Genomic DNA, 2,454 nt, shown 5'->3' on the forward strand with positions numbered 1-2,454 from the left:
AGTACAGCTAGTTCATTTTTAGTTAAGAATTCTTCGGCCAGTCTCTTTGGCATATGAGCGCCGTCCGTATATGGACCTATTTTATTAGGCAAAACGACGGAATAAATTTCTTCTGATGTCTCTTCAGTGTCTAGCTGAAGGTATACGGAAGGAAACTCTCTTCTTAGTAGCTCAATTTGATAGGCTAGTTTGGTGTGCCTAAAAAACTCACCATGGGAATCAGAACTTTTGTTATCGTCCTGATGTGATTTCCAAAAATGGTTAATCGTGTGAATACGCTTAACTAGCTCTTCAATAGTCAGGGCGTATGACATTCCTTCGTACTTCATTTCTTACTCCTTTAAACAAGCGAATTATTTCATCATGCCTGTCTTTGGTAAATTAAATAGCTCTCGTTTTGCACAGCGAATTAAAATAACGATAAATCCGCGTGTTTTTGTCTTAAGCCATAATGACTACCAATTGAAAGAAGTTTTACGGACAATTGGGGGACGTTCATAGAAACATTAGTTCTAATTTGTGGCAAACCGCGTACTTCCTTGTTACAACAATCTCTGTTCATTGAAATATGAGCTTAGCTGTCCATAACTCAATATATGGGCTGACTTTCTGGCGCGCGTCAAGGCTACATAGACCAAACTTCGCTCTTCTGTATCAGCTTGTGCAAGTGAGGCTTTATCTGCCCGCCCCTGCAGTGCATACTGTAAGGGTATTAGTCCTTCATTCGCTGAAGCCAACACAACATGATTAAACTCTAACCCTTTGACACGATGGACGGTTGCTAGTTTTATTGCGCCACTCCCTTCATCAGCTCTGTTGGCTTGAATTATTGAGGTTTTGATACCAAGGTTTGCAAAACCTTTACTCAGTTCATTAACTTCACTATTTGTTCGCGCAACGACACAGAAATTTTCGTGGGGCTCTGCTGACTGTTTTACTAAGTTTGAAACATAGGAGCACTGTTCATTTAAGTTCGACAGTGTTTCGATAACTGGAAATTCACCATGACTGAGAGACTTGTACTGATGGTTATCGTCGGTGCCACCATCTAAATCGTCGATATCCCTCCCCTCCAAAAGGTTAATGGCAGAAAGTCTGATTTCGTCTGTCGTACGATAGTTAATTTTTAACTTCGAAGAGCGGCCACGAATATTAATACCGCATTGGCTCAATATGACCTTATTTTTACCGTATATACGCTGATGAGCATCGCCAACAATAAATAGATCATTAGGTCTCTCTGGCACAATAGCTCTTAACAATTTGTATGCTTGAGACCCCATATCTTGAGCTTCATCCACGATGACAGACGAATAGTCTTGAGTTCCTTGCCCGCTTTCTATAAATCCGAGAGTATCTCGATAAACATCATCAACCTCTTTATAATGTTCGGCATTTAGTAGTCGACGATATTCTTCAAACACCGGCCAAATTTCAAAGCGTTGCTCACGATCAAGTCTTGTACCCCTGCCTTTTCTAGAAGCTCGTTTATACGCATTGAACGTATCAATGCCTTGAGCCTGTACGACACGTTGCCATTCTTCCTTGTAGAAATTATTGGAAAAATTTAAATGTCGTGGACATTTGATGAGCGCTTTACCCCATAACTCTTCACTTTTACGTTGATCATAGAGTATGCGGTATCCATAATTATGATGTTTTAGAAAGTTTTGCACCCATTGGTCAAGGTTAATGACTTCAATCTTAGAAAGGGTATGCTGATCGCAAATACTTTGAAGGCTAGTTGAAATATCAATCGCGAGGTTTTTGGTATAAGTGGTAAACAGAACTTTCTGTCCGTTATCACAGCAGTTTTCTGCAAGCCATTTGGCACGGTGCATTGCCACAACTGTTTTGCCCGTACCCGCTCCACCTAGTACTCTTACCGAACCATTCTTAATACCCATAACGAGCTTGCGTTGCGCTGGGTGCAGAAACACTCGCCATTTAGCAACCGGTTCAGCAAGCATTTCTCTTAGCTCTTTTTCACTTGCTGGGACAAAGAAGCTAGCTATAGTAGAAGGTAGGCTGAGTGCTTGCTGATAGTCTGATGAATCAACGCTTGAAACATCGCTAGTTTCGCTTTCTAGTAAAAGACTTTCATAGCTTTCGCCCGCGTTATAAAAGAATAAAGCCTCATATGCCTCTTTCGGTAATCGGTGTTGTAGTTGATCCAACATCGACTCGTTAGTCACACTCCTTACAGACGATATAAGCTCATCGGGAACACCAAGTCTTAGTAAGTGTTTATCCTTTAAATTGTCAAACAAGCCCTTTTCGAAAGTAGACGGAGCTGAAACCTTTTGCATCGTCTCAATCATGGTCTCGTATATCTGTAGAGATCCAGTATTAGGATTTATTTTACACTGATGAACTGCTGCCCAGTTATATGCTCTATCATGATGATCTACCCACAATAGCAAATAGACATTTCCCTCAGCCGGTGCATGTAGT

2 protein-coding genes are annotated in these 2,454 nt (G+C 41.0%); both read right to left on the reverse strand.

Annotated features, from left to right (window positions below; all coding sequences use genetic code 11):
• A partial coding sequence (locus A3766_RS17750) for a hypothetical protein (protein WP_068642613.1) occupies positions 1-329 on the reverse strand: 329 nt, incomplete at its 3' end.
• Positions 330-542: 213 nt separating this feature from the next.
• Positions 543-2,454, reverse strand: a 1,912-nt coding sequence (locus A3766_RS17755) for a UvrD-helicase domain-containing protein (protein ID WP_231882919.1), incomplete at its 5' end; no start/stop codon positions are given.

The organism is Oleiphilus sp. HI0132 (genome assembly GCF_001635845.1).